Source organism: Hymenobacter arizonensis (assembly GCF_900115775.1).
Lineage (GTDB): Bacteria > Bacteroidota > Bacteroidia > Cytophagales > Hymenobacteraceae > Hymenobacter > Hymenobacter arizonensis.
The window spans coordinates 390,013-415,275 of the sequence record NZ_FOXS01000006.1 but is presented as its reverse complement, the minus strand read 5'-3'; the positions used below and the strand labels follow the sequence as shown (position 1 = coordinate 415,275).

General features: G+C 57.9%; 26 protein-coding genes. 11 read left to right on the top strand and 15 right to left on the bottom strand.

Annotated elements, in window-relative coordinates; genetic code table 11:
• Positions 1-67 precede the first annotated feature (67 nt).
• Positions 68-2,479 (top strand): transglycosylase domain-containing protein, encoded by a 2,412-nt coding sequence (locus BMZ66_RS20275; RefSeq protein WP_234795181.1) that lies wholly within the window; start codon positions 68-70, stop codon positions 2,477-2,479.
• Between the two features lie 34 nt (positions 2,480-2,513).
• On the opposite strand, the gene BMZ66_RS26150 is transcribed toward BMZ66_RS20275, so the two are convergent.
• From BMZ66_RS26150 to BMZ66_RS20255, 5 genes are all read right to left on the bottom strand, one after another.
• Positions 2,514-2,894, bottom strand: coding sequence for a DUF1259 domain-containing protein (locus tag BMZ66_RS26150; RefSeq protein WP_234795180.1), 381 nt, complete (start codon positions 2,892-2,894; stop codon positions 2,514-2,516).
• Between the two features lie 140 nt (positions 2,895-3,034).
• Positions 3,035-3,541: a DUF1259 domain-containing protein gene (locus tag BMZ66_RS26145; RefSeq protein ID WP_234795179.1), complete on the bottom strand. Its 507-nt coding sequence runs from the start codon at positions 3,539-3,541 to the stop codon at positions 3,035-3,037.
• An 88-nt stretch (positions 3,542-3,629) separates the two neighbouring features.
• Positions 3,630-4,562, bottom strand: a complete 933-nt coding sequence (locus tag BMZ66_RS20265; protein ID WP_092677748.1) for a TIGR01777 family oxidoreductase — start codon at positions 4,560-4,562, stop codon at positions 3,630-3,632.
• A gap of 114 nt (positions 4,563-4,676) precedes the next feature.
• Entirely contained in the window at positions 4,677-5,336 is a 660-nt protein-coding gene (gene folE, locus BMZ66_RS20260; RefSeq protein WP_092677746.1) for a GTP cyclohydrolase I FolE, read from the bottom strand.
• Positions 5,329-5,736 (bottom strand): 6-pyruvoyl trahydropterin synthase family protein, encoded by a 408-nt coding sequence (locus BMZ66_RS20255; RefSeq protein WP_092677744.1) that lies wholly within the window; start codon positions 5,734-5,736, stop codon positions 5,329-5,331. Before BMZ66_RS20255 ends, folE begins: the two co-directional genes overlap by 8 nt.
• Positions 5,737-6,001: 265 nt before the next feature.
• On the opposite strand from BMZ66_RS20255, the gene BMZ66_RS20250 reads away from it, so the two are divergent.
• Both BMZ66_RS20250 and BMZ66_RS20245 read left to right on the top strand, forming a co-directional pair.
• The gene (locus BMZ66_RS20250) at positions 6,002-6,709 is read left to right on the top strand and encodes a hypothetical protein (protein WP_092677742.1); all 708 of its coding nucleotides are present in this window, start codon (positions 6,002-6,004) and stop codon (positions 6,707-6,709) included.
• A gap of 154 nt (positions 6,710-6,863) precedes the next feature.
• Positions 6,864-7,271 carry a hypothetical protein gene (locus BMZ66_RS20245; RefSeq protein WP_092677740.1) on the top strand — a complete coding sequence of 136 codons (408 nt, stop codon included), beginning with the start codon at positions 6,864-6,866 and terminating at the stop codon, positions 7,269-7,271.
• Positions 7,272-7,388: 117 nt separating this feature from the next.
• Here BMZ66_RS20245 and rplS read toward each other — a convergent pair whose 3' ends face one another.
• The 9 genes from rplS to BMZ66_RS20200 form a co-directional block, all read right to left on the bottom strand.
• Entirely contained in the window at positions 7,389-7,769 is a 381-nt protein-coding gene (rplS, locus tag BMZ66_RS20240; protein ID WP_092677738.1) for a 50S ribosomal protein L19, read from the bottom strand.
• Positions 7,770-7,938: 169 nt separating this feature from the next.
• Positions 7,939-8,613 carry a tRNA (guanosine(37)-N1)-methyltransferase TrmD gene (trmD, locus tag BMZ66_RS20235; RefSeq protein ID WP_092677736.1) on the bottom strand — a complete coding sequence of 225 codons (675 nt, stop codon included), beginning with the start codon at positions 8,611-8,613 and terminating at the stop codon, positions 7,939-7,941.
• A gap of 72 nt (positions 8,614-8,685) precedes the next feature.
• Positions 8,686-9,267 (bottom strand): ribosome maturation factor RimM, encoded by a 582-nt coding sequence (gene rimM, locus BMZ66_RS20230; RefSeq protein WP_092677734.1) that lies wholly within the window; start codon positions 9,265-9,267, stop codon positions 8,686-8,688.
• 93 nt (positions 9,268-9,360) lie between these two features.
• Positions 9,361-9,906 (bottom strand): 30S ribosomal protein S16, encoded by a 546-nt coding sequence (locus tag BMZ66_RS20225; RefSeq protein WP_092677732.1) that lies wholly within the window; start codon positions 9,904-9,906, stop codon positions 9,361-9,363.
• Positions 9,907-10,061: 155 nt separating this feature from the next.
• On the bottom strand, positions 10,062-10,850 hold the full coding sequence (locus BMZ66_RS20220; protein WP_092677730.1) for an acyl-CoA desaturase: 789 nt from the start codon (positions 10,848-10,850) through the stop codon (positions 10,062-10,064).
• Positions 10,851-11,053: 203 nt separating this feature from the next.
• Positions 11,054-11,764, bottom strand: a complete 711-nt coding sequence (locus tag BMZ66_RS20215) for an RluA family pseudouridine synthase (protein ID WP_092677728.1) — start codon at positions 11,762-11,764, stop codon at positions 11,054-11,056.
• Positions 11,765-11,846: 82 nt separating this feature from the next.
• Positions 11,847-12,140, bottom strand: a complete 294-nt coding sequence (locus BMZ66_RS20210; RefSeq protein ID WP_092677726.1) for an inner membrane CreD family protein — start codon at positions 12,138-12,140, stop codon at positions 11,847-11,849.
• Between the two features lie 87 nt (positions 12,141-12,227).
• Positions 12,228-13,043, bottom strand: a complete 816-nt coding sequence (panB, locus tag BMZ66_RS20205) for a 3-methyl-2-oxobutanoate hydroxymethyltransferase (protein WP_092677724.1) — start codon at positions 13,041-13,043, stop codon at positions 12,228-12,230.
• Between the two features lie 368 nt (positions 13,044-13,411).
• A complete protein-coding gene (locus tag BMZ66_RS20200) occupies positions 13,412-16,390 on the bottom strand; it encodes a putative LPS assembly protein LptD (RefSeq protein WP_143080306.1) in 2,979 nt (992 codons plus the stop codon).
• Between the two features lie 293 nt (positions 16,391-16,683).
• On the opposite strand from BMZ66_RS20200, the gene BMZ66_RS20195 reads away from it, so the two are divergent.
• From BMZ66_RS20195 to BMZ66_RS20165, 7 genes are all read left to right on the top strand, one after another.
• Positions 16,684-17,430, top strand: a complete 747-nt coding sequence (locus tag BMZ66_RS20195) for an N-acetylmuramoyl-L-alanine amidase family protein (protein ID WP_092677820.1) — start codon at positions 16,684-16,686, stop codon at positions 17,428-17,430.
• Between the two features lie 115 nt (positions 17,431-17,545).
• Positions 17,546-18,550, top strand: a complete 1,005-nt coding sequence (locus tag BMZ66_RS20190; RefSeq protein WP_177204828.1) for an MlaD family protein — start codon at positions 17,546-17,548, stop codon at positions 18,548-18,550.
• 229 nt (positions 18,551-18,779) lie between these two features.
• Positions 18,780-20,408 carry an acyl-CoA carboxylase subunit beta gene (locus BMZ66_RS20180; RefSeq protein ID WP_092677716.1) on the top strand — a complete coding sequence of 543 codons (1,629 nt, stop codon included), beginning with the start codon at positions 18,780-18,782 and terminating at the stop codon, positions 20,406-20,408.
• A gap of 3 nt (positions 20,409-20,411) precedes the next feature.
• A complete protein-coding gene (locus tag BMZ66_RS25240) occupies positions 20,412-20,975 on the top strand; it encodes a hypothetical protein (protein WP_143080305.1) in 564 nt (187 codons plus the stop codon).
• Positions 20,972-21,544 (top strand): ATPase, encoded by a 573-nt coding sequence (locus tag BMZ66_RS20175; protein ID WP_092677714.1) that lies wholly within the window; start codon positions 20,972-20,974, stop codon positions 21,542-21,544. The genes BMZ66_RS25240 and BMZ66_RS20175 overlap by 4 nt, the downstream gene beginning before the upstream one ends.
• Positions 21,537-21,716: a hypothetical protein gene (locus BMZ66_RS20170; protein ID WP_092677711.1), complete on the top strand. Its 180-nt coding sequence runs from the start codon at positions 21,537-21,539 to the stop codon at positions 21,714-21,716. The genes BMZ66_RS20175 and BMZ66_RS20170 overlap by 8 nt, the downstream gene beginning before the upstream one ends.
• Before the next feature lie 126 nt (positions 21,717-21,842).
• Positions 21,843-22,997, top strand: a complete 1,155-nt coding sequence (locus BMZ66_RS20165) for a Gfo/Idh/MocA family protein (protein WP_092677709.1) — start codon at positions 21,843-21,845, stop codon at positions 22,995-22,997.
• A gap of 81 nt (positions 22,998-23,078) precedes the next feature.
• Here the strand turns inward: BMZ66_RS20165 and BMZ66_RS20160 are convergent, their stop codons facing one another.
• Entirely contained in the window at positions 23,079-24,329 is a 1,251-nt protein-coding gene (locus BMZ66_RS20160; protein WP_092677707.1) for a hypothetical protein, read from the bottom strand.
• 340 nt (positions 24,330-24,669) lie between these two features.
• Between BMZ66_RS20160 and BMZ66_RS20155 the strand changes: the two genes are divergently transcribed.
• The gene (locus BMZ66_RS20155; RefSeq protein WP_177204827.1) at positions 24,670-25,245 is read left to right on the top strand and encodes a PH domain-containing protein; all 576 of its coding nucleotides are present in this window, start codon (positions 24,670-24,672) and stop codon (positions 25,243-25,245) included.
• The last annotated feature ends 18 nt before the right edge of the window (positions 25,246-25,263 follow it).

Below are 25,263 nucleotides of genomic sequence, written 5' to 3'. Positions count from 1 at the left end.
ATAGGGCTGGTATATTTGTCCTTCTTCGCGGAGGGCGTTGGCCTCCGTTTTCCACTTGTTGCCTCGCATGGCTGACCTAAAACCGCCACTTTCTTCTCCCTCCACTGGCTCGAAACCGAAAGCGCCCCGCCGGCGCTGGCCCCTGCGGGTTACCAGCCTAGCGTGGGTACTGTTCGGGCTAGTGGTAATTCTGTTCTTGGTGTATCCGTTTCTGGTGAGCACCAATTTCATGTTCCTGTTCGGCAAGTCGCCCAGCCTGGCCGAGCTGGAAAACCCCAAAGTTGAGCAGGCCTCGGAGCTCTACACTTCTGATGGCGTGCTAATTGGCAAATATTTCCGCGAAAACCGCTCACCAGTGCCGCTGAGCAAGATGTCGCCCGTGCTAATTAAGGCGCTCATTGCCACCGAAGATGTGCGCTACTACGAGCACTCCGGCATCGACCTGACGGCCGTAATTGGCGGCTTTTACTCCTCCCTGCGCGGCGAGAAGCGCGGCGGCTCCACCATCACCCAGCAGCTGGCCAAGAACCTCTATAAAATTCGTCGCCAGCAAAGCCGCGGAGCCCTGGGCTACATACCAGTGGTGAGCACCATCGTGGCCAAAACGAAAGAGTGGCTCACGGCCGTGGACCTGGAGCAGCGCTACACCAAGGAAGAAATTCTGCGGATGTACCTCAACACCGTGGAGTACGGCTCCAGCGCCTTCGGCATCAAAGTGGCAGCCAAAACCTTCTTCAATACCTCGCCCGATAGCCTGCGGCCCGAGCAGGCCGCCATGCTCGTGGGCGTGCTCAACAATCCTACCGCGTATAACCCGCGCTTTCACCCCGCCGCGGCCCTGCGCCGCCGCAACGTGGTGCTCGACCGCATGGGCCAGTCCGGCGTGCTGCCTGCCACCGAAATCGCCGCCCTCAAAGCCACTCCCATTGTGCTCGACTACCACGTTGAGCGCCACATCGACGGGCCCGATACCTACTTCCGCAGCGCCATCAGCCAGTTTGTGGATGCCTGGTGCGACAGCACCGGCTACGACATGTACCGCGACGGCCTGCGCATCTACACCACCATCGACTCGCGCATGCAGGCCCACGCCGAAAACGCCCTGCACGAGCGCATGAAAGCCCTGCAAAGCAGCTTCGACAGCTTCTGGCGCAACCGGCGCAAAAATCCCTGGGTCGACGACAAAGGCAACGAGATTCCCGACTTCATCCAAACCCAGATGAAGCGCACCGAGAGCTACAAAACCCTGGCCAACCGCTACAAAAACCAGCCCTTCCGCCTGGATTCGGCCTTGAACGCGAAGCGGCCCATGAAGGTATTTACCTGGAAAAAGACCGACGGCGACACCACGCTGGTCATGTCGCCGCTCGATTCGCTGGCTTACTACAAGCGCTTCCTGCGGGCCGGTATGATGAGCATGGACCCCTTCACCGGCCACATCAAAGCCTGGGTGGGCGGACTCGACTACCGCTTTTTCCAGTACGACCACGTGAAACAGGGCCGCCGCCAGGCCGGCTCCACCTTCAAGCCCTTTGTCTACCTCACGGCCATCGACAACGGCTACTCGCCCTGCGACCGCATCCGCGACCAGCGCGTGACCATCAATTACGTGGAAGACGGCAAGCCCATGGAGTGGAAGCCCGACAACGTAACCCGCGAATATACTGGCATCAACATGACGCTGCGCCACGCCATGGCGCGCTCCGTGAACTCCATCACGGCCCAACTGACCGAGAAAGTAGGCTGGGACAATGTGGCCAAGTATGCCCACAAAGTCGGCATCACGAGCCCGCTGCTGCCGGTGCCCAGCATTGGCCTGGGCTCGGGCGGCGATGTGAGCGTGTACGAAATGGTGAATGCCTACAGCACGTTTATGAATAGCGGGTTCCGCAGCGAGCCGCGCCTGGTTACCCGCATCGAGGACCGCAACGGCAACGTCATCAAGCAGTTCGACCCCGTGCAGAAGCGCGCCATTTCGGCCGAAACCGCTTGGCTGATGACCTACATGCTGCGCGGCGGCATGGAAGAGCCCGGCGGCACCTCCCAAGGACTGTGGGACTACGAGCTGTGGCGCAACAACAACCAGATTGGCGGCAAAACCGGCACCACCTCCAACTACTCCGACGGCTGGTACATGGGCATGACCAAAGACCTAGTGACCGGAGTGTGGGTGGGCGGCGAAGACCGCAGCGTTCACTTCACCGGCTCGCAGCAGGGGGAAGGCGGCCGCACGGCACTGCCCATCTTCGGCAAGTTCATGGAGAAGATTTACAGGGATAAAGAGCTCGGCTACACCCAGGGTGAGTTTCCGAAGCCACCCACCAAGATTTCCAAGAAGTACAACTGCATTTCGCCCAGCGAGCCGCGCCGCCGCGCCGAAGCCGTCGACACCATTGTGGTCGACAACATGCTGGAGCGAATGAACAGTGGGGTAATTAGGGGAGGCAGCGTACCGGACAGTTTGCCCCGGCGCCGGTAGATAGCGACAAGGCATCCGGTGCGTAGCAACGTCCTTAGTGGCGCATGTTCATGCCACCGGTTTTTTTGCCCAGCTCGTTGAGCGCTGCCCGAAAGCCACCGGCCAGCTGAGCGGCCGGCCCGCGGCCGTAGTAGTGAAGAAACATCATGCGAGGCTGGTCGAACAGCATGTGGTTGTGCACGGCCACCACCTCTAGGTTATTGGCCCGCAGGGCTTTTATAACGGGGTTTACTTCCTGCTCCAGCATAGCGATATCGCCGGCAATGTGCGCGTCGCTGTGCTTGCCCGCAAACGATGCCCACGAATTCAAGCCAATGGCTGCGGTCATTTCCGTGCCCATCATCACCGACTGCACGTCGGCGCGGCCCACGGTGTATTTGTAAGTAGGCCCGTTGACTACGCCTTGGTACTTCACAATCTGGTCGAGCGCCGCTAGGTCGAACAGTTCTTTGCCGGTTTGGGCGGTAGCCGCTGCGGGCGTGGCGTTGTTACCGGGCTGCGCACCCGCCGCAATGGGTACTTTGGGCTGATTGGCCGGTAAGAGCTTCGAGTCTTTCAGGGCCGCCGCAAACTTCTGGGCCAGCTCCGCTGGGCTCCCATGCCGTGGATGTGCATGTAAAAGATGCGCGGCTCCTCGTAGAAGAAGTGGTTGTGCACAGCCCCGATTTCCAACCCATTAGCCAATGCCGCCGACATAAGTGGGTTGACTTCCTCCTGCAGTAGCACGGTGTCGCTCATCAGCATAGCCGATTTGCCGTCCAGCGTGTGCTTGATGGCCACCCAGCCGCCAAACCCGAAGGCAATGGGCACCGGCTCGCCTTTGATGGTAATCTTCAAATCGTTGCGGGGCAGGGAAGTGCTGTGGGTAGCCTGCGCCTCCACGTAGGTGCCTTTCTTACCCATCGCCGCCTCAATGGCCGCAATATCGGCTGCACTTAAGGGAGGCGTTTTGCCTGGCACGGTCGCACCCGCGAAAGCAGAGACGGGACCCAACACCAGGGGAGCAGACGCCAGGGCAGTGGCCTTGAGCCAGTCGCGGCGAGAGAAAGAGTGGTCGGCCATCAGAAAGGTAGTTTTACGCGTAATTCACCTGCTGCTATACGGGATTAATCCGGCTCAGTAGCAAGCCAAGCCGCGTGAGCGGCCACTATCACTCCCCTACGTACAAGGCCTCCAGCGCCCCGCGCAGCTCCGGGTATTCAAAGGTGAAGCCCTGGGCCAAGACCTTCTGCGCGCTCACTCGTTGCGAGGCCAGCACAATGTCACTCATCTCGCCCAAGGCCAGCTTCAGGCCGAAGGCGGGTACCTTGGGCAGCACCAAACGGCGGTGCAGCACCTGGGCGAGCGTTTCGGTAAACTGCAGGTTCGTGACTGGTGCGGGGGCCACGGCGTTGTAGGTGCCGCCCCAGGTTTCATCGTCCAGCATGGCCATGAAAAGGCGGCATAGGTCGTCGAGGTGAATCCAGGACATGTACTGCTTGCCACTTCCCAGTGCCGCGCCAGCCCCCAGCTTCATGGGCCGCGCCATCTGAGGCAAAGCGCCGCCGTCTTTGCTCAGCACAATGCCAATGCGGGGTACTACCGTCCGGATGCCCAGGGCGGCAATGGGCTCGGCCGCCAATTCCCATTGGTGAGCCACATCGGCCAGGAAGTCATGTGTGGGCAGGCCGGGGGCCGTGTCTTCAGTAAGCACGGTATCGGCCGTGTCGCCGTACACGCCAATGGCTGAAGCCGATATAAAGGCCTTCACGTGGTGCCCGGGTTTGGCTAGCTCGCGGTGCAGCAGCGCCAGGCCGCCCAGCCGGCTCGTCATGATGTCGCGCTTGCGCTCATCCGTCCACTTGCCATCGGAAACGCTGGCGCCCGCCAGGTTCACAATGTAGTCAGCATAAGGCACGGCGGCATCGTCGATGGTCCCGGACCGCGGGTCCCAGCGAAAACTGCGGTAATGACTGCTTTTGGCCGGCTCCCGGCTCAGCAACGCTACTTCGTAGCCGCTGTCAATCAGCAATTCAGCCAAGCGGCTGCCAATAAGGCCAGTGCCGCCGGTGATGAGGACTTTGCGGGGTGAATTTTCGGTCATGGGTGTTATTGCCAACAAGTGCACAAAGGTAGAACAGGGGCGGCCGCCAACTGCGCCACAGGGCCTTTACGCAACTGGCCCGTTCCTGAACATGAACCTAACAACCAACGCAGCCTACTTGCCAATCTGGCGCAAAAACTCTCCCCGCAGGGCTTCGTCGGTGGCGAAGCGGCCACCGTACTCGCTGGTGAGCGTCGAGCTGCTGGTATCGTTCACGCCGCGGCTCATCACGCAAAGGTGGTCGGCCTCGATGAGGACGGCTACGTCGTCGGTGCCCAGGCTCTGCTTGAGCTCTTCGGCAATCTGACGGGTGAGGCGCTCCTGCACCTGCGGGCGGCGGGCATAATATTGCACCACGCGGTTGAGCTTGCTCAAGCCCACCACGTTGGCACCGGGCAAATACGCCACGTGCGCTTTACCGATAATGGGCACGAAATGGTGCTCGCAGCACGAAAAAAGCGTGATGTCGCGCTCTACCAGCAGCTGGTGGTAGTTGTAGCGGTTGTCGAACATGCGCACTTCGGGCCGGTTCCTCGGGTCGAGGCCCTTGAACCATTCCTGCACATACATCTTGGCCACGCGGCGCGGCGTGCCCGCCAGGCTGTCGTCGGTCAGGTCGAGGCCAAGCTCGCGCATGATGGCCTCAAAGTGGCCGCTAATGGCCGCAATCTTCGCCTCGTCGGCTTGGTCAAACGCGTCGTCGCGGAGGGGAGTGCGCAGGCCCGTAGGCAAGTGCGCGTCAGTGGCCGGGGCGAGTCCGGAAGGGTTATCCATGGTATTCTACAAAGTTGCGGTCCGTCTCATAGAGCGTAACCGAGAGAGCAAGCTCAGCGGCCAGGTGCGGGCGCAGGCGCTGCCAAATTACCACAGCAATGTTTTCGGCTGTGGGGTTTAAGGTACGGAACTCTTCCGTATCCAGGTTTAGGTTTTGGTGGTCGTAACGGTCCAGTACTTCGCGCTTTATAAGGTTGCTCAAGCGCTTGGTGTCGTACACGTAGCCCGTTTCGGGGTCGACCTGGCCAGTGAGGCGCACTATAAGGTTATAGTTATGCCCGTGGTAATTGGGGTTGTTGCATTTGCCAAACACCCGCTGGTTGTGTTCGGCATCCCAGGCGGGATTGTGCAGGCGGTGGGCGGCGTTGAAGTGCTCGGCGCGGCAAATAGTGACTTGCATAGGGGCCTACAACTCGTGCAAGTCCTGCTTTGTTACATCGGCCTCACCAAGAGATGGACAATTCTTAAGGCTGTGAAAAAATATTGTAATTTAAAAAAGCAATACTATGATTAAAGAAACAAAAATGGAGTTATTGGCAAAAAAGTGATGGTTGTAAGAATTTGCATCGAAGAAAGACGCTAAATTTGAAATGCCAGACAACGGTACCATAGTATAAAGTCTTTTCAACCGACCATCTTTAACGTTTCCATAAATTATTATCTCCATGAAAAAAAGCCTACTCATCTTGTTCGTATTATGCTTGGCTACGCTGAGCAGTTATGCCCAGAAATCCGTTGTGGACGAGTACGATATGTCAATTAACAACGTTCCCCGCACCGGTCAGCGGGTGAGTGTTCAGCTCGATAACAAGCGTGTCGAAGCGGCTTGGTTGAAGCAGCTGAGCGAGAAGTTTGGCAGCAAGCTGAAGAACACCAAAGGCGTGCTCACGATGGATGGTGTTATCATCGAAGAAATTGCACCTACGCCCATCCGCGTTATCAGCAAAGTCGACGCTACGCCTACCGGAACCACCGTGTGGTGGAGCATTGACTTGGGCAATGCCTACCTCGCCAAAGAGAAAACCCCCGTGCAGTGGAAGTCGGCCGAGAAGTACTTGAAGGATTTCGCTCGCATGATGTACCGCGAAGACTTAGTGTCGCAGATTGCCGAAGCCGAGCGTGCTCTGGTAGCGTCGCAAAACAACCACATGGCGGTTATCGAGAAGTCGAACACCATCAAAAAGGACATCGACAAGAACAAGGCTCGTAAGCTCGAAATTCAGCAGATGCTGGCTACCAACGCTGCCGAACTCCAGCAGTTCAACAACCTCATCGACGCCAACCTGAAAGAGCAGGAAGCTGCTCGTGGCGACATTGTAAACATGCGCGTGGCCCTGGAGGCCGTGAAAGACCGCATGACCAAAATCGAGTAGTCGCTTAGCTATATTATTCTTTAGTATAAAAGCCTCGCCATCTACGGCGGGGCTTTTTGTTTGGGGTGTGGCGCCAACCCCAAGGGCCAGAACTACGTTGGCAAGAACATGGCCGCAAACATTGCGGCCCCTTTCCCCCACACAACACGATACCATGGAAAAGAAAGATGTTCAGCACCAAGCCCACCTTGAAGGTGCCATCGGCCTGCTCACCAGCGACCTCAACGAAGAAGCCTCACGCGCTGGCCTCGACAACCATTTTCAGCGGTGGATTGAAGACCTGAAAGACGCCAACAACCCCGCGTTTCACCAACTCATCGTCGACATGCAGGCCCTGAAGGCCCATTTCGGCAGCGGTACGCTCGACGTGAACGTCATTGCTCCGCTGCTGGCCCGCCTGGGCACGCACACGGCGCAGTCGGCTCATTTTGCCGAGAACGTGAACACCGCCACGCGCGTCACCAAGCTGGGCGAGGTGCTCACCGCAGTGGCTCAGCAGCTGCAGGGCAGCTCGGTAGAAGTCGACGGCAGCCTGCCCCAGGACTTCTCCTCGCACAGCTAAGCAAGTTTCCAAGCAGCCGGTGCTGCAATGAGCAGCGGCTGTAACCTAAAAAAGCCGGTCCCACATGTGGGACCGGCTTTTTTATTATCAGTAGCAACCCAAAGGTTGCGGCAGTGCTTAGGCAGTAGCCTTGGCAACCTGGTTGAGGCGACGCTCCTTGATACGGGAAGCTTTGCCGGACAGGCCACGCAGGTAGAACAGACGGGCGCGACGTACTTTACCGCGACGGATAACCTCGATTTTATCGATGTTAGGCGACAGCAGGGGGAAGATACGCTCGGTGCCGATTTGGTTAGAAATCTTGCGAACGGTGAAGGTTTCGCCGTTGGAGCTGGGGTTGCGACGCTGCAGTACCACGCCCTGGAACTGCTGGATACGCTCCTTGTTGCCCTCGCGGATTTTCACGTGCACGTTCACGGTGTCACCAGCGGCGAACTGGGGGAAGCTGGCGCGGCGCTCCTGCGATTCGGCCTGGATAAAGTCAAGTAGTACGCTCATGGCTGAGAAATTGCGAAAGACGGCGCCGCCGTCGGGATTTAGTATTTTACGAAACGGACCGCAAAGATAACGCTTTCCGTTGAGGATAGCAAGCGGTTTGTACAACATACGTTAGCTTGTTTACTGATTTGCTGTCGATTCAGCAGCTCAGCAACCAGCTAACGCGTCTTTATGACAATAAATCGGGACGGCGGGCTTGCGTGCGGGCCAAGGCCTGCTCGTGCCGCCACTCCTCGATTTTGGGCGTATTGCCCGATAATAAAATTTCCGGCACTGCTTGGCCGCGCCACTCCGAGGGCCGGGTGTACACGGGCGGCGCCAGCAGGTCGTCCTGAAAAGAATCGGACAGGGCCGACTCTTCGTTACCTAGCACGCCGGGCAGCAGCCGCACCACGGCATCTACCAAGATTGCGGCTCCCAGCTCACCACCGCTCAGCACGTAGTCGCCCACGCTGATTTCGTGCGTGATGTAGGTGCTGCGGATTCGCTCGTCGATTCCCTTGTAATGACCGCAGAGCATGATGATGTTCTGGAACAGCGAAAGCCGGTTGGCCAGCGGCTGGCGCAGGGTTTCGCCGTCGGGCGTGAGGTAGATTATGGCATCGTAGGGCCGCTGGGCCTGTAGCTCGTCTATCCAGGCTGCGATGGGCTCTACGCGCAGCACCATACCGGCCCCGCCGCCAAACACGGCATCATCAATCTGCCCGTGCTTGTTGATGGCCTTATCGCGCAGCTGATGCAGGTGAATTTCGGCCAGGCCCTTGTCTTGTGCCCGCTTCACGATGGAATGAGCGAAGGGGCTAACCAGCAGCTCCGGCAGGCAGGTGAGAATGTCGATGCGCATGGAGTGTAGCGCGGACTTTTAGTCCGCGTTTAGGTCGGAGTTCGTTCAGGCGCGGACTAAAAGTCCGCGCTACTATGCTTCATCAAATTCGTCGGGCTCGTCCTTTTCGCGGGAAGAGGGCTTCAGGTACACATCGAGCAAGCCGTCGGGCAGGTTCACGTAAATCTGCTTCTTCTCCTGGTTGGCGTGACTCACCAGTTCATCCACTACCGGAATCAGGACTTCCTGGCCCTGGTAGCGCATGGCCAGCATGTCTTGCTGGGGCAGCTCGTAAAAGTTCTCCACGGTGCCCAGCTCGCCCAGAGCGGAGTCGACTACGGTGAAGCCGATAACGTCGTGGAAGTAGAACTGGTCTTCCTCCAGCTCGGGGAGCTGCGTGAGGGGCAGGTGCAGCTGGGAGCCGCGCAGAAGCTCGGCTTCCTCAATGCGCTCGATGCCGCGGAGCTTGAGCAGCACGCGGGAGTTGGGCTGGGGCTGCACTTTTTCTACCTGGTGCTCCACCAGCTTGGTGGGGGCGCCGGCCAGCGTGAGGTACACGGTTTTGAGCTTTTGGTAAGCCTTAACATCGTCTACATCGAAGTGCGCCACCACGTGGCCGCGCAGGCCGTGGGTTTTGATGATGTAGCCGAGCTGATAGGTTTCGTCGAGGGTCATGGGCGGGGGAGGGGCTTAACGAAAAAGAGTTTGGGGGTTGCCAGCCGGTCCGGCTCACAACCCCCAAACTCTTTCGGTTTAGAAACCTAAAAACTACTCGGCAGCTTCGGTAGCAGCTTCTTCGGCCGGAGCCTCGGTAGCTTCCTCAGCAGCGGGAGCGGGTGCGTTGGCAGCCAGCAAAGCAGCAGCTTTCTGACGCTGGGCTTCCGAACGAGCTTCTTTAACCTTGGTTTCGGCGGCGAAAGCAGCTTTGCGAGCTTCTTCTTTAGCATCAACGAGGCCAGTGCGCTTGCCTTCGATACGAGCGTCTTTCTCTTCTTTCCAAGCGTTGAAACGCTCGTCGGCTACCTCCTGGGTGATAGCGCCTTTGTCAACACCCAGTTGCAGGTGACGACGGTAGAGTACGCCGCGGTAGCTGAGCATGGCCCGAACGGTGTCGGTGGGCTGAGCACCGGTCATCATCCAGTAGAACGCGCGGTCGGCGTTGTAGTTGATGGTGGCGGGGTTGGTGTTGGGGTTGTAGGTGCCGAGCTTCTCGATGAAACGGCCGTCGCGGGGAGCGCGGGCGTCAGCTACTACGATGTCGTAAGTCGCGGCCTTTTTGCGGCCACGGCGGGCGAGGCGGATTTTAACTGCCATAAACCGGTGGGGTTTTGTGCGACGCAACTCGTGCGTCTGGTGAGATATCCAAAAATTTGGAGTGCAAAGGTAGCGTTTGTTCAGAGCATTAGCTAGCAAGTGCACAAAAAAAGCCCTGGCGATGAAGCCAGGGCTTTTGCTTTTCTACTTGCCAACTAGGCTGCCATGGCTTCGCGCTTGGGCTTGGCCAGTTTGGAGATGGTATTCAGGTTCATATTCTTGCGCTTTATCTTGATGATGCCCACTTTGTCGAGGCTCCAGATGGCAACGTAGGTAGGGTCAAACTCCCACCATTTCACGCCGAAGTTGACGCGCATGGGCAGCTTGTGGTGGTTGTTCTGGAACAGCTCGCCGAAGGCCAGGAAGTCCAGGGCCAGGGTATTTTTCGACTTGTCGCGGTTGTCAAAGTTCTGGTAGCCGTACTTGTGGCCACCCCAGTTCACGATGGCGCCATGGATGGGGCCCATGAGGAAGTGAATGGGGAGCAGCAGGTACTGCCACCAAGCCGTGGCAAAATTGATGTAAAACAGCACGTACGCCGTGCCCCAACCCAGGCGGGAATACACGGTGCCACCAAATTTGTCGAGCCAGTCCCACTCGGGCGTGTCGCCCTCGAAGCGCTTGGCGCCTTCGTGGCTGTCAGCCACTACGTCGTTGTAAATTACTTTGGTCTTCCACATCATGTCGAACGCGTTGTTCGAGAAATGGGGCGAGTGTGGGTCCAGCTCGGTGTCGGAGTAGGCGTGGTGCATGCGGTGCAGCAGCGCGTAAGCGCGCGGCGACAGGAAGCTGCTGCCCTGGCAGATGTATGTGAAGGCAAAGAAGAACTTCTCCCAGAATTTATTCATCGTAAACATTTTGTGCGCCGCGTAGCGGTGCAGGTAAAACGTCTGCGTGAACAGCGATAAATAGTAGTGGGCGACGAAGAAAATGAGAATAGCCATAGGGAGGGATAGAAGCTGAACTGCCCGAATAAGCAATAACTCAGGGGTAAGGTTCAGAAGGAGTAGTGCAAAATTACGGCCGGGTGTACCCAGACGAATATTTGAAGGCCATAAGGCCAAAATGTTGCACGTAGCGTTGGTCCACGAGTTTGCGCCTTGTGGAACAGCGCCAAGGGCGTGGGGCACGAACTACAGCGTTAGTGCTACTTATAAAACTCGCGGGCCGCGTCCCAGTGCGGGGCATCAGGCAGGGGCGCCACAAAGGTCATGGCCTCCTTCGTGACGGGGTGCTGCAGCTGCAGCTGGCGGGCGTGCAGGGCGATGCTCACATCGGGCAGGGGCGCGATGAAGCCGTATTTCACATCACCTACTATGGGCGTGCTCAAGCCGGTAGCCAGTTGCGTGCGAATCTGGTGCGGACGGCCCGTCACGGGGTTCACTTGGAGCAGGTAGCGGTTGCCGGCCTGGCCCAGCAGTTCGTAGTGCAACTCGGAACGCAGGCCTTGCGAGTGCTTTTCCGAATACGCTTTGGTGACGTTGCGCACCGTGTCCTTAACCAGCCAATGCACCAAGGTGCCATTTTCGGGAATGGGCGGCTTGCCGGTGAGGGCCCAGTAGGTTTTGGTCATCTGCGAGTCACGGAACATTTCGTTCAGGCGACTCAGGGCTTTGCTGGTTTTGGCCAGCACCACAATGCCGCTCACGGGCCGGTCGATGCGGTGGGCCACGCCAATAAAGGCTTCGCCGGGCTTCTTGTATTTGAAGCGCAGGTACTCGGCGGCTTTCTTGGAGAGGGGCTCGTCGCCGGTGGCGTCGCCCTGCACGAGCAGGCCGGCGGGCTTGTTGATGACGAGGAGATGGTTGTCTTCAAACAGAATTTCTCTGCCTTCGGACCAGATGTTGGGACGATTCACGCGGCGGGTGCGGGCGGGATATGGGGTTCAGCAGGAGGGGGCCAGGGCCCACTGGGGGCTACCGCACGACATCAGACCACACTCACCGGGCGCTCCGCTCTTGCTTTTGGTGAGGCGAAGATACGAAGCTGAACCGAAGCGTAACCGAACCAGGATAGGTCGTATCTGGTCTCTCCACGGAGTTGGCCACGGGGGTGTCCCAATCCAATTTGCTGGAGAGAAGCATCACCACGCTCAAGGCCAGCACCAGTCCCAGATTACTCACCAGCACCGCATAATCCTGAAGCTGCAATACCACAAACAGGAAGCTGTAAACCAAAGTCAATACCCCGGCCGTGCCCAGTGCGGGGCGGAACTGGAGGATGCACTGTAGCATTGTGCTCTGCTTGAAAAAAAGCCCTGGTCGGCAGCAATGCCTATTTGCTGCCGACCAGGGCTTTTTTAGTCCAACTGCGGACCTGGCTTAGTATCCTTCTTCTTTGCTGGGAAACTCGCGGCTTTTCACGTCGGCCACGTAGTGCTGCACGGCTTCGGTCATGATGTCGTGCAGTTCGGCGTAGCGGCGTAGGAAGCGCGGCTTGAATTCTTTGGTAATGCCCAGCAAATCGTGCACTACCAGCACCTGGCCGTCCACATCGGGCCCGGCGCCAATTCCGATGACGGGGATGCTAAGCTCATCGGCTACCTGCTTGGCGAGGGCCGCTGGGATTTTTTCAAGTACTAGGCCAAAGCAGCCAATCTCCTGGAGCAGGCGGGCGTCTTCGAGGAGTTTTTGGGCTTCGGCATCTTCCTTGGCGCGCACCGAGTAGGTACCGAACTTGTAAATACTCTGAGGAGTCAGGCCCAAGTGGCCCATCACGGGAATGCCAGCGGTGAGAATACGGATAATGGAATCCTTCACCTCGGCGCCGCCTTCGAGCTTGACGCCGTGGCCGCCGCTTTCTTTCATGATGCGGATGGCCGACTGTAGCGCCACCGACGAGTTGCCCTGGTACGAGCCAAAAGGCATGTCAACCACCACAAAAGCCCGCTTTACAGCCCGAACCACGCCCTGGGCATGGTAAATAATCTGGTCGAGGGTAATGGGCAGGGTGGTTTCGTGGCCGGCCATGACGTTGGAAGCCGAGTCGCCGACGAGCAGCACATCGATGCCGGCCCCGTCGAGAATTTGCGCCATCGAGAAGTCGTAGGCCGTGAGCATGGAGATTTTTTCTCCGCGCTGCTTCATAGCCAGCATCTGATGGGTGGTAACGAGCTTGACTTCCTTATGCTGAGACATGGTGGTTGAGAGAGGACGAATTGCTATGGTAAGCGCCTTGCGGCAGGGCAAAGCTGAGAACAAATAATTTATTTACTATCGAACGAACGCATTAGAATAATACTGGCGGTAAAAAAGGGCTCTCTCCGTGGCCGCAGGCTTTCTAAGAATCTTGCTGCTCCGGGCATGTCTTTTTCATTTTAGCACTACCTCAACTGCATAGGAAGAATACTGCGGCGGGCCATACAAAGGAGCCCAGCCAGCGGGTGCTGGCTGGGCTCAAAAATCTTACACAAACAGTGGGGTATTGATGAGAAGAGCAGATTTAAGCGAGTGCTACGCTGGCGTATGCTGCGTTTTTGTCACCGCGAACATGACACCAGGGGTGCTTACTGGAACTGCGCGTAGCGGTTGCGGTTAAGCTTCAAATCCTGCAACAGGCTGCTCTTGGCGGCAATGGTGAATCCATAGCCGCGGAGCTGACCGAAGGGAATCCAGCTTCCGGTGATTTGCCAGCAGTGCAGGTCGCGCACGAACGCGACGTTGGGATACACGAACGTCTGGCTTGCGATGTCGTAGCTGAAGTTGCCGCTCAGGCGCAGGTTGGGGGTGAGCTTGATGGAGCCGGTGCCACCTATGGTATGCAGGGAGAGCAAGGGCGCGCGCGGGTCGCCGGGCCGGCGGGGCACCCGAATGGTAGAATAGCCCGCCGCGTACTGTAACGACAGTTCCCAGGGAATTTCGAAGTCCACGTAATCGGCGTAGAGGTTGGGCGGGCCCACGGTGCCGAGGGTGGGGTCGTTGCTGGGAGCCACGGCCCGCGGCACCACGCTCTTTTTCTTGCCGGCGGTGGGGTTGAAAGCGTAACCTGTGCTGATGCTGGCCGAAGTCAAACGCAGGAGCCGGGGGCTGCTGGCCTGAAACAAGTACCTGTCGATTGGCTGGCCGCGACTGTCGCGTTGGTAAGGGTCGAACTGCGCGTTGCCATTTAGGGCGAGCTTTTTGGCAATCTCGGTGCTGAAAACAAGGGACAGCGGCGAGAGCTTAAAACTGGGTCTGGTAAAATCGTAAGAAAGATTCAGGTCGAGGTTCCGGAACAAGTCTACCTTTTTGAAAGGCGTGAGGCCGGTGGTGTCGTTGGGGTCGCGCACCTTCATCTCGATGGCATTCTGCAACGAGAAGGAAATCTGGCTTTGCCGAGGGCCGCCGGGGGCGCCGTACAGGAAGTTGTTGAAGTTGTTGAATGTGTATCGGTTAAGTTCATCATCGCCTTCGACGTACTGACCAAACTGATTGAGTAGCAGTGGCTGGCGCGGCTCTAAGGAAGCATTTCTGTTGCGGGGGGCGAGAATGTCAGCGCCGAATGGGTTGACGCCGGCGCGCTGCGTAAAGTCTGGCGAGTAGCTGAAGTTGAGGCTAGGCGTAACCTTATGCCGCAGGGCCTGGATTTTGTGCGTGCCCTTGCGGATAACGGTGCCGTAGAACGTGGTGTTCAGGCTGGCCGAGGTAGAGTAGCTGTAGATGCGGTTCAGGCCGTAGGTGGTGTCGATGCGCACTGCTTGGGCCACGGGGCTGAAGCTGTAGTTGAGGCGCTGGCCATACCACACCTCGCCGTAGTTGACGGCGGGCGTGAACTGAAAATGCTTGAGCACATTGTAGGAACCCAGGCCGATGTTGAACGCGTGCTGAATGCCGTTGCGTGAGTTGAGCAGCAGCCGGCCAACGTTGGAGAAGCGCAACGGAATGGTGCTGGCCGTAGTGGAGCCACCCAGCAGCGGCAAGCCGTTGGCGAGGGTGCGGGGAGCCACGCTGTTGGTTAACTCATTGCTGGCCGTCAGGTTGTAGCTGAGGGTGATTTGCTCGTACAGAGAGCCATACTTGCCGCCGGGCTCGATGCCAAGCCACTGGTACGGGTACTGCCGGGCCACGCCCAGGCTCAGGTCGGGCAATACGAAGCGCATCGACCCATCGGTGCCTTGGCTCTGGCTGAGCTTGATGTCGTAATTGACAGGCGAGTTGCGAATCTGCTTGGAGTAGCTGATGCCAGAGGTAAACTGGGTGGCCAACAGCCGGCGGGCGTCGAAGCTATTGATGCGGTTGAAGCTGCTGGTACCGGCGTTGACGTTGGCCGAGAAGCGCCCGCCGCCGGGCTTGGGCACGGGCGTGTGGTTCCAGCTTATCCAGAACGAGTTGGCATCGGGCGGCCTAATGTAGACCGGGCTGGTGGTAACGGCGTCGGTGGCCAGGATTTGATTGCTGGGGCGGTTCGCGAAGCGAAAGTTAAAATTGCCCTGGTAGGTGTAGCGCTTGAGGTAGGTGACGTCGGCGGTGGCACCGAAGCCGCCCCAGGTCTGGGCGTTGCCAGCGTAGATGTCGCCGGTCAGGCGCACGCCGATGTAGTCGTTGGGCGCGAAGTAGTAGCCGCCGTTGGTGAGGAAGTACCCGCGGTCGGCGGCCTGCCCAAAGGTGGGGATGAGCACGCCCGAGCCCCGGCTTTTGTTGGGCGTGGGGAAGAAGCCGAACAGGAAGCCCAGCGGCGTGGGCACGTCGCCGATAACCAGGTTGAAGGGCCCGGTCACGACTTTGTCGCCCGGAATTACCTTCATGTTTTTGGCTTGGATGTAGAAGTGCGGGTGCTCCAGGTTGCAAGTGGTGTAGCGCCCTATCAGGCCGTTGATGTCGCCGTTGGGCAGCCGCTTGATAACGGATGCACTCACGTAACCCTCGCCCTGGGTCGTGACGGCATCGCTCACGCGGGCTTTTTTGGTTTTGAAGTTGTAGGCAATGTTGCTGGCCGTGTACAAGCCGCCCTTGTCCTTGAGCACGGGCCGGTCGAGTAGGCGATTGGTGATGGAGTCGCGCCGGCCATCGGCGGTCATGGTGTTGTTGCCGTAGTCGACGGTGATGACTGCTGCTTTCAGGTCGGTGTCGCCGTAGTTGACGGTGGCTTTGTTGTAGAGCCGGGCAACCTTCTTGGTAACGTCGAACTGAATGGAGTCCTTGGCCGTGTAGGCAATGGTGGTTTCAATTTGGCCACGGCGCCGAGCCGCTACCTGCAGGGAGTCGCCGCGGCGGCTCACGCCATTTACCAGGCCAGCGGTATCGGTGGGGGTGGTGCCGGGACGGAGGACGCGGCCCGCCGGCGCCAGCGTGTCGGGCACGGGCTTGTGCGAGGTGCCGGGTATGCGGGGCTGGCCAGTATTCTGCACGCCGGGCGGGGGCGGCCCAACGGGGTCGCGCGGGTCGGGCGAGATGTAGCGCACCGGCGGGGTTGGGGCACTGCCCGGCCGCTGGGTCGGTTTGGCGGGCGCCGGTTTGGGCCGGGCCGGCGTCACGGTCTGGCTCCAGGCCGCGTTAGCAAAGCTCAAACAGAATAAAAAAATGAGCCCCAGCAGTTTGGGGCCCTCCTTCGTTGGGGCTATGCGGCGCGGCCACGGCCGCATACCAGCGTCAAAACGAAGACCAAACCGAGCAGGCAAAGGGTAGTAGCGGTTAATTTCGTTTACTTTTGGGGCTTCTACAAAGGTAGCAGGTCGCTACCGCCCCTTCAACGAACAACGTGCGGATTATTGTCATCTTAGCTAGTGCCGTCTTGCTGCTACTCGGCGCGGGCAGCGGGGAGTGGAAAGCGGAGGCCCAGACCACGGCCGATTCGGCGCGTATTGTGGCCGATACCGCACTCCCGGCATTCAATTCTCCCTACCGCTACCGCCTGCGCACCGTGGTGCTCGACGCGGGCCACGGCGGCAAGGACCGGGGCTGCGCGGGCGTGGTGGCGCGCGAAGCCGACGTATCGCTGAGCCTGGTGCTGGCGCTGGGCAAGCAGATTGAAGAAAATATGCCCGACGTTAAAGTCATTTACACGCGCAAAACCAACGTATTTATCGAGCTGGCCGAGCGGGCCGCCATTGCCAACCGCAACCACGCCGACCTGTTCATTTCCATCCACTGCAACGCCGGCCCCAGCCAGAGCCACGGCGCCGAAGTGTGGACCATGGGCCTGCACAAGAGCAACGCCAACCTGGGCGTGGCCCAGCGCGAAAACGCGGTTATTCTGCAGGAAAAGGACTATCAGAAGCGCTACGACGGGTTTGACCCCCGCTCGCCGCAGAGCCATATTCTGTTTTCGCTCTTTCAATCGGCCTACATTACCAACAGCCTTCGGTTTGCGCAACGCGTCGACCGGCAGCTGCGCACCACGGTAAAACGGCCCAGCCGCGGCGTAAAACAGGCCGGTTTTCTGGTGCTCTGGAAGTCGACCATGCCCTCCGTCCTCATCGAATCGGGCTTCCTAACCAACCCGGCTGAGGAGCGGTACCTCAACGACAAAGCTAATCAGTCGTATATGGCGGCGGGAATCTATCGTGCTTTCCGCGAATACAAGCGCGAACTAGAAGGCGGCTCGTGAAAACAGGCTGATACGCGTCGTTTTGCAGCAGCAATCTACCTGCTGTGTTCTCCCGTATCATCCTCAAATTCGTTGCCGTTGCTTCCCCATTCACCCACCCATTTATCTGCTTCCCGTGTCTAAAGAAATAAAAGTGGCGCTGCTTGCCATTGTGGCCATTGCCGCGCTCGTTATCGGCTACAATTTTCTGCGCGGCACCAATGTGCTGTCCGATGACCGCACTTACTACGCCACCTATCCCAACGTGGAGGGCCTGAACGTGGGCGCGCAGGTCATCCTGAACGGCATCAAAGTAGGCCAGGTTAAAAACTTGGAACTTCAGCCCGAGCGGGGCAATGCCGTACGCGCCTCGCTGGAACTGCAAAAGGGCATTGTGGTAGGCGACTCTACGGTGGCCGGCCTCAGCGGCACCCTGCTGGGTTCGAAGACGATTACCTTGTTTTTGGGCAAAAACAATAAGGAGTTCAACGGCGGCGAAGAGCTGGTCACGAAATCGGCCATCAGCACCATCGATGCGTTTCAGGCCAAAGCCTTGCCCGTGCTCGATACCGTGGGCGCCACGCTGGCCCACATCAACGCCTTCCTGAACCAAGACGCCCAAACCAACATCCAAGGCACGCTGCGCAGCGCCCGCCAGAGCACCGAAGCCCTGCAGGCATTGATTGCCGCCAACCAGCGCAACATCAACCAGATTACCACCAACCTGGCCCAAATGAGCAGTGCGCTGAACAAGTCGACGACCAAACTCGACCGCATCGCCAACAACTTCAGCCAACTCTCTGACTCCCTAAAATCTGCTCCGGTGGGCCCCGCTCTGCGCCGCCTCGATGCTACCATGGCCGAAGCCCAAACCACCGTAGCCAGCCTCAACCGCGCCCTCAATGACCAAAAGGGCTCGATGGGCAAGCTGATTAACGACACGCTGCTCTACAACAACCTCAACGCCACTGCTGCCAGCTCCAACGCGCTGATTTCCGACTTCAAAGCCAACCCCAAGCGGTATGTGCACTTCTCGGTATTTGGCGGCGGCAAGGACAAGAAAAAGACCGAAGTGGAAACCACCGTCACCCGGCCCAACGGCACTACGGTAGACACTGAAACCAAAACCACGGTTAAGTAGCGCTTTACTGGCGTAAAAAGAACGTCATGCAGAGCGCAGCGAAGCATCTCGCCCGCTTCGTTGCAGCGGCAGTAATTGCTACCTCAGGCGAGATGCTTCGCTGCGCTCTGCATGACGGACAACCGGAAACGCTCTGCTGCGACGTTCTAACTACCTACCGTACCTTTGAAATCCGCCCCCGGGCGGATTTTTTTGTGCTCATTTTCCAAAATCCCACCACATCCCTCTTATGAACGTCGAGTTCAACCGCAACGAAGACCAACTCAAGCAACTCAGCTTCAACCTCAGCCAGAAGTTTCAGAAAGTAGCCCTTGGCGGGGGCGAAAAGCGCATCGCGGCTCACAAAGCCAAAGGCAAGCTCACCGCCCGCGAGCGGATTGATTATTTGCTGGACAAAGGCGCGGCCACGGTTGAAATTGGCGCATTTGCGGGCGAGGGCATGTACAAAGAGGAGGGTGGCTGCCCCGGCGGCGGCGTGGTCGTGGTCATCGGCTACGTAGCCGGGCGGCAGTGTGTGGTGGTGGCCAACGACGCCACGGTGAAGGCCGGCGCGTGGTTTCCCATCACGGCCAAAAAGAACCTGCGGGCCCAGGAAATCAGCATCGAAAACAAGCTGCCAATTATCTACCTCGTCGATTCGGCAGGCGTGTACCTGCCCATGCAGGATGAGATTTTTCCGGATAAGGAGCACTTCGGCCGCATCTTCCGCAACAACGCGGTGATGAGCAGCATGGGCATCGTGCAGATTTCGGCCATCATGGGTCCCTGCGTGGCTGGCGGCGCCTATTTGCCCATCATGTCCGACGAGGCCATGATAGTGAACGGCACGGGCTCGGTGTTCCTGGCTGGCTCTTATTTGGTGAAGTCGGCCATCGGCGAAACCATCGATAACGAGGCCCTGGGCGGCGCGAGCATGCACTCCGAAATATCGGGCGTGACGGACTACAAGTTTGAAACCGACGAGGAGTGCCTCGAGCACATCCGTAACATCTTCGACAAGATGGGCGGCCAAGCCACGGCCGGCTTCAGCCGCGTAGCACCCGCTAAGCCCGCGCAGGACGAGCAGGAAATCTACGGCCTGCTGCCCTCCGACCGCGTGAAGCCCTACGACATGATGGACATCATTTCGCGCCTGGTCGACAACTCGGAATTTGAGCCCTACAAGGACCTCTACGGCCAGACGCTCATCTGCGGCCTGGCCCGCATCGATGGCTGGGCCGTGGGCATCGTAGCCAACCAGCGCAAGATTGTGAAGAGCAAGAAAACCGGCATGCAGATGGGCGGCGTCATCTACTCCGACTCGGCTGACAAAGCCGCCCGCTTCATCATGAACTGCAACCAGAAGCGCATTCCGCTGGTGTTTCTGCACGACGTGTCGGGCTTCATGGTGGGCTCAACTTCCGAGCAGGGCGGCATCATCAAGGACGGCGCCAAGATGGTGAATGCCATGAGCAACTCGGTGGTGCCCAAGTTCACGGTCATTGTGGGCAACAGCTACGGCGCTGGCAACTACGCCATGTGCGGCAAAGCCTACGACCCACGCCTCATTGTGGCCTGGCCTACGGCGCAACTCGCCGTAATGAGCGGCGCCGCGGCGGCCAATACGCTGCTGCAGATTCAGGTAGCTTCTCTAAAAGCTAAGGGGGAGGTGATTACTCCGGAGGCGGAAAAGGAATTGCTCGACCGCATCAAGGCCCGGTATGAGGAGCAGTTATCGCCCTACTACGCCGCGGCGCGCCTCTGGGTCGATGCGGTGATTGACCCACTGGAAACGCGCCGGGTGATTTCGGAGGGGATTGCTGCCGCGAATCATGCGCCGATTGAGAAGGCGTACAATGTGGGGGTTATTCAGGTGTGAGGTATGAACTACAATTTCTTAGCGAATAGGGCGGATATAATCTGGGTTTTAAACTTTATTTTCGAAAACACAGATTTACAAGTTTTTGACTGCTATTCTGAACTTGGTCAAGAAGTTTGCCAGTACATAAGTGCAGATGAAATAGCAGCAAAGTTTGATTTAGAAAGTGGTGGCCAGTCCGCCGTTACTTTCCAAATGTGGAGTCCTCGTTTTGGTGGAGCGGTAGCATTTAGAAAAATAAAATTGAACCCGGAGAGTTGTAATGGACATACCCACCGCTACTCAACAGATGCTTGGGGAATGATTCAACTGTATTTGGGCGGATGTCAAAACAACATCCTTTCTAATTCTTCTATTGGGCATTTCAGTGAGAAAGGAGCATTGGCATGGGAAGACATCAGAATAGAAAAAGGCAAGGTGAATTGCTGGAATTGGGAAGAAATTGCAGCGGCTTCAAGAAGCTTAAAATATCATATTCACAAAATAGCTGTCGGCAAAATTGGTAGCTCATCCATTTTGCCGGGAGCAAATGAGTTAAGCAAAACTGGAATAGGATTCGGTCTATGAAGACCCTATACCTCTTAGCCGGCTGCAACGGCGCAGGCAAAACCACTGCTGCCTTCGCCCTGCTTCCCGGCCTGCTGGGTTGCCGCGAGTTTGTGAATGCTGACGAAATAGCCCGGGGCCTCTCGCCCTTCCAGCCCGAAACGGTGAGCATCCAGGCGGGCCGTCTGATGCTGGCGCGGCTGCACGAATTGCTGGCAGCGGGGGAGACTTTCGCACTGGAAACCACGCTGGCCACGCGGCATTACCTGCGGTTTATCGCGGAGGCGCGAGAGCAGGGGTATTTTGTCAGTCTGTTCTTTTTCTGGCTCAATTCTCCTGAATTAGCCGTGAACCGGGTGAAAGAGCGAGTACGCGAAGGTGGTCACCATATTCCGGAACTAGTTATCAGGCGGCGCTATGATGGGGGTTTACAGCAATTTTTTGCCGCTTATTGCACCGTAGTAGATAACTGGTCGTTTATTGATAATTCTGACGGTGCTGGGCAGTTGATAGCGACGAATGCAGATGGCGAAATTTTTGTAACTAATCAGCTTCTTTGGCAACAACTAACTGCTAAATATCATGTCTAAAAAAGAGCAAGCCGCGCACATCAATCAGCAGCTACAAATTGGCCTTATAGCTACATACAAGGCCATGCTCGCTTTCAAAAAGTACAAGCAGAGTCCGGTTATAATCTCCCGCGACGGTAAAATAATTGCCGTGCCACCGGAGGAAATGCCTCCTGCTCGCAATGCTGTGTAGTTGGGCAGTGTAACTCTTGAGTTCGTATGAGTTTCTGGATAGTGGCTGTGTTACGATTGCGCCCCGAACGCAACGCCATCCCGGTTCCGCTCGTTTCCACAGGCAGCACAGTTTAATGTTTGCCTGATGTCTACCGATTCTAACCACACCAATTCTCGCCGGCAATTTCTGCGGCAGGCGGGCCTGACGGCCGCCACTGCGGCCATTGCCGGCCCGGCCATTGCACTTCCTATGTCAGCTTCCCCAACTCAAAACGATGACCAGCGCAAGGTTGGTTTTGCCATTGTAGGCCTTGGTAAATACGCCCAGGAGCAAATGATGCCCGCTTTCAAGGAAAGCAAGCACGCCAAAATCACTGCGCTGGTGAGCGGCTCGCCCGAAAAGATGCAGAAGCTGGCCAAGGAGTACAGCGTAGATGCCAAGAACTGCTACAGCTACCAGAATTTCGACAGCATCAAGGACAACCCGGCCGTGGACGTGGTGTACGTGGTGCTGCCACCCGGCATGCACGCCGAGTACGTGGTGCGGGCCGCGCAGGCCGGCAAGCACGTGCTCACCGAAAAGCCCATGGCCAACACCGTGGCCGAGTGCCAACGCATGATTGATGCCTGCCGCAAGGCTGGCAAAAAACTTATGGTGGCCTATCGTGCCCAATTCGAGCCGTTCAATCTCGAGGCCATTGACCGCATCAAAAAGGGCGAGTTGGGCAAGCTGCGCTACGTTACCTCCGACCACGGCCGGCAGGTGAAACCCACCGAAGACAAGGCCGACGAATGGCGCGTGGTGAAGAAGCTGGCCGGCGGCGGCTCGCTCATGGACATCGGCATCTACTCGCTCAATGCCGCCCGCTACCTCACCGGCGAAGAGCCCGTGGAAGTGATGGCCATGGAGTCGACCGACCACTCCGACCCACGCTTCAAGGAAGTAGAAGACCAGATTCATTTCACGTTGCGCTTCCCCAGCGGCGTGCTGGCCACCTGCACCAGTGCCTACAGCATTGAAACGGTGAAGCGCTTCCGGGCCTTTGGCGAGAAAGCCTTCCTCGACCTCGACCCCGCTACTGACTACTATGAGCACAACATGACCATTGGCAAAGCCGATGGCGAAATGAAACCCAGCATCAAGGAAGGCAACCAGTTTGCCGCCGAGCTCGACCACATGGCCGAGTGCGTGCTCGAAAACAAAACACCCAAAACCCCCGGCGAGGAAGGCCTGCGCGACATCAAGCTGATTATGGCCATCTACGAGTCGGCGCGCAAGGGCAAGCCCGTGAAGGTGTAGCTTCCAGCATAGCGGGATAAATTCTGAGGCCAACTTAAGCTAGTTGGGCGCGGCTGCTTCGACTACGGGGCAGCCGCGCTTTTAGGAGCCAGCCGCTATTTGCTGCGCCACCCGGTTGAAGAAAGGCATGCGGTGCAGGGCTGAGAACTCCAGCACTTTATTTTGAAGCCGGGCGATTTCGGTGATATCGGTTTTGTCGGCGAGGTGGAGCTCTACAAGCCAGATATGCACTTGGTAATAGTCGAGCAACCAGCTGTGGCTTTCCAGCTGAAAGAGCAGGTGCATCCCCATGTTGCCGGAGCGGGCATGGCCGGTGCGAAGCTCTGCCACGGCCCTAAAGGCGCGGAGCAGCTCGTTGTACACGTTCTGCTCCAGCGTGGCCAACTCGGGAAACTGAAGCTGGGTGAACTCCAGCCACTCGAGTAGCGGGCCAAACTGCTCGGTCAGAAACAAAGCCTCAGCCACGAAGAAGTGGTAACCCGCCGGAAAATGATTGTAGAAAGCGGGCAACGCCGGGGCTGGAGCCAACGAAGGAGGTGCCGCCGCAGCTTCGCGCCGTAGCCGGGCCAGCGTAGCGGGGGGCAAGGGCTGTTGGGGAGCGTCGTGCCAGGCCGCAACCAGCTCGGCGAAGGCGCGCCGGCCCCGCGGAAAAGCATGAACCTCGGCGGGCACGGGCAGGGCCAGCAGCACCGGCAACCGGGCGCGCCAAGCGGCTTCGTCTTCCGCCAGAAACTCGCCCAAAAAGAGCGTGCTATATCCGAACAGCTTGGCCTCGGCGGTAAGCTTGTGCTTTAGGTATTCGCGCAGCACTTCGCCGTAGGCTCCGTTGAGGTGGGCTAAATCCACGAACGATTCAACGAAGAACACTTGGCCGGCCGGATGGGCAGCCAGCCGCAGCGCCAGTGGGCTGGCCGTGCCCCGAGGCTCGGAGGGACGCGACACGCGCCCCAGAAAGTTGCCCAGCAACAGGCGCTCAGGGCAGGAAAGGCGCTCCATGGCCAGCAGTTCCGGAATATCGGTGAGGGCGCCCGCTGTCGTTGGCTCGGACTCCGCAAGGCTGGAAACAGCGCGCCCGAAGTCGGCGAAATTGCTGTGTCCGGCGTAGCGTGCCAGGGTGTCGAGGGTGTGCAAATGGTAGCCGCCTTCTTTGTCTACGAGCCCAAAAAACCGCCGCAAGGTGCTGGGGCTTAGGCGCCGTGTGCCTGTGCCTCCGGCTTTCTGCAGCTCTGCTTCCAGCGCGTCGCAGTGGCTGGGATAGAGCAGGGGCTGGCCAAAGCGGGCCGCAACAGCATTGCGAAGGGCAGTATGTAAGCGAGGGGAAATGTGGGGCACTTGGTAGAAGGACGGTGAAAAGTCAAATAAAAAAGAAAATTTTGGCCTTTGCGTTGTTTATCGCAGCCAATTCACCTTTGCACCACTAAATGAGAACTATACAATAATCATTTCTGCTCGACTGTACTGCGGTTATCCCTATTGGCATCTGGTTGCAAACGAAATGCATGGGTGCTGGAAAGGGGGGAGGCCCGTCACTGGAAGAAAATCGTCAAATAAGTAAGCAGGAGCACGAGCCGAAGGCCGCATTACCTCAGCTTAGTGATAACTATATCAGCTGGAGCACTACTATTTATCCTAAAACCTCGTACTTGTTATAATGGTCTCGTGTACTCATTATTTGACTGAAGGTCAAGACCCTAAAACAGTTGAAAAGCTGATGGGCAATGTTACTGTTCTGCTCGCCGCTGGGGAGGAGATTGAATACGTGGCCGTGCAGCAAAAACCATTGTTCAACGCCTTCCCGGACTGCGTGGCCGTGACGCCCATGCGCATCATCTTTTGCCGCCTGCGAAACTTCGGCTTGAGCATGGAATTCAAAACCTACTTGTGGGAAGATGTGCAGGCCATGCAATTCGTCGGAAATGTCAGCAGCGCCAACATCACAGTCAAAACAGCCAGGGTTACTGAAATAATGGGCTATTTGCCCCAGTCGCAGGCCCGCAAGCTGCACGATTTTGCCAAGGAACGAGAGGCTGAGTATGCCGGCCAGCACCTGCTCCGAAACCGGGAACAAGCTACAGGACTAACCAGCCGCGAAATTAAAATCAGCTACGAACCTTCGCCGGTTGAGCCCAACGGTCCGCTTCCAGACAAACCGTTAAAAACTGACCAGCAACGAAAATCATCAGGTAAAACTTCACTCCATCAAACTGGGTACGACCGGCGGGGCAACGCAGCACTCCCGGTTTATTAGCAGCTTTCTTGTCTTCAG